This is a genomic window from Bartonella sp. AA81SXKL (genome assembly GCF_042196945.1).
Lineage (GTDB): Bacteria > Pseudomonadota > Alphaproteobacteria > Rhizobiales > Rhizobiaceae > Bartonella.
In genome coordinates, this window is the sequence record NZ_JBHIRH010000037.1 from 1 (window position 1) to 2,328 (window position 2,328).

Consider the following 2,328-nt stretch of genomic DNA (forward strand, 5'->3'; position numbering starts at 1 on the left):
AGAATACTTATTTTTTTTAATGGTGATTTAGCAGAAATAGTTATCGTGCCTTCCTCATCCGTTCGGTTTAGTGCACTGGGTAAGCTTCTCAAAAGAGGAAAGCTGCCTATATTCTTATGCTGATCATCACCTTGAAATAAATTATTTTGTTTCTCTTCAATAGCAGAGGGCTCCTTTATCTCAACAAGCTGATGATTTAAACTTGTGGAAGCACTATTCACACGAGAAAATGCATCCGCTACATTCTTAGAACTTTGCTTACCCGCAAATGCAGTATCAAATGCACGTTGCGTTTGAAACTTAATATTAGGATTTAAATCTCTGAAGCCATCTTCATCCTCTATAAATGCAGAGCCACTATCTTGATATAATTTACTGCCAACAACATAGGCTGGTGGAATAGCTTTAAGCACATTTGTACCGCCACTAAAATCGTTTGATATGTTATTAAAAATCTGAGTATTAGCAGCAACAGGAGAAACATTTGATAAAAAGATAATCACTGAAGCCAATGAAAGCGCTTTAATAAACTGTAATCGATAAAGCGAGTAAGAATTTTTAAAATCACTCACCACCGGCGCTTTTGATGTGGTATATAATTTTTTCATAACAAATCCTCCAAGTAAAAAAACATATTCAGAACATAAAAAAAACATATTTCAGCGCTAGGGATGATTTTGGGATGTGATTTTATTTGTTCTTTACAAAGTTTAGGTTTGTCGCAGAGGCGAACAGAAGTAGTTAGGGCTCTGGCAAGGTTGCGATTAACGTTGATCAATGATTTTGTTAATGGTTTTTTAATTTTTTCCGACTGTAAGAAGTTTTTTTTTGTAACAAGATTCCTGAATTTTAGGGTGAGGAAATAGATGGAACGGATATGAAGAAGACATATTTGCACGTTATTGTGAGAGCTGCAGTTTATGGTTTTTAAAGTGAAAGAGCTCTTTTTGTATGTTTAAGAGGCTATAAGGTGTTATTGCAGGAAACGGTTAAGTCGTCTGGTGAATGACGTAGAGTGCTTGTTGTGAAATCATTGCACTTTTATCATAGTGATAAGTGAGACGTACTCTCGAGTTCTAGATTTTTTTCTCTTTAAGAGCTTTAAGATAAAATGAGGATGATTATGTGATTTTTCCATAACTCTTCGCACCTCCCTTTGCGAGAACTTTTTCCGTTTTTACCAGAATGAGTCTTACTAAAGACTATTTTTATGGTTTTATAGACTATTGAGTAAAATAGCAAGAGAAAAATGAATTTAACTATTTTTACAGAATGAGTCTTTCCGATTTATACAATCGTGAAATATCCTTATAACTTTAAAATTCATAGATTCCATGCATTATAGACTTGCCTAGAGGTTCTGTTTCATAGTTTGTTTGAGGCATCCCATTTTGATCAAAATGAGTCTTACTAATAATTGCCGCTGTTGCGTACCTCATGATTACTACTGCTATGTACAAGAGCAAATAAATAAAATAATAAAATGGGATTTTTAATTTTTTAAACGTATCCCCCAATGGATATTTTCTATCGATGAAATTATAGAACGTACAGTTTTAAAATACTGTGCGATTACGCACTCTATCAATTTATATGACAGTATTACTCTGTGTTTGTAAAATTTTTGTTAAAGTGCTTCACTTCTCACTAAAATCAATCTCACTAAGATTCTTATTATAGAATACATTGTTATGAGACTTTATAAGTATACTACTCTAAGGCTTCCTCTGTAAAATATTACTTCTCTATAATATAAAATTTTGCCCTTGTCTCATCAGACAAGGGCAAAACTTCACTTAAATTGTAATTTTTCATATTCTCTGGTGTTATTTTAATTTCAGAGTTATTCCACCACCTACTCCCCACTGACCTCCGGCACTGGTTGCTGATAGATTAGAACGAATCTTGCCATCTTCAGATGTATAACCTGCACCAATAGCAAAAGCAGATTGTCCACGCCAAAAACCGCCACCAAATGAAACACTCACAGATCCTGGGTCATCGAAGTAACGTAAGTTAGACACTGCCAAACCAATCGCCGCTGCTTGCCTGGCCTCTTTGCGCACATTCGTAATATCATAACTTAGTGCGTCAAACTTCATATCGGTATAGGATTTTGCCTCGTTAACACCATTATTGACTTGATCGTCCGTATACTTTTTCGCACTTTCAAGAGTAATCTTCATCTGCTCCTCGGTATGATCGTATAACTGACCACCATTCACTGCGTCCTTAGAGCCATGTTCAATTTTTCCATCTTTAACATTAGTAATCAAAACAGGCTCACTGTCATCGACACCTTTTAGAGTGATGCTACTGATTTTCTTT

At 35.0% G+C, this 2,328-nt stretch carries 3 protein-coding genes; all 3 read right to left on the reverse strand.

What is annotated here, in order from left to right:
• The coding region (locus ACFINZ_RS08915; RefSeq protein WP_375701346.1) for a hypothetical protein at window positions 1-608 on the reverse strand (608 nt) is incomplete at its 3' end.
• A gap of 708 nt (window positions 609-1,316) precedes the next feature.
• Window positions 1,317-1,439, reverse strand: coding sequence for a hypothetical protein (locus tag ACFINZ_RS08920; RefSeq protein WP_375672163.1), 123 nt, complete (start codon window positions 1,437-1,439; stop codon window positions 1,317-1,319).
• A 387-nt stretch (window positions 1,440-1,826) separates the two neighbouring features.
• A partial coding sequence (locus ACFINZ_RS08925; protein ID WP_375701347.1) for a YadA-like family protein occupies window positions 1,827-2,328 on the reverse strand: 502 nt, incomplete at its 5' end.

Bases quoted from the DNA above. Each gene is read 5' to 3' on its own strand.
- ACFINZ_RS08920 (WP_375672163.1), bottom strand. From the start codon at position 1,439: ATGAGGTACGCAACAGCGGCAATTATTAGTAAGACTCATTTTGATCAA.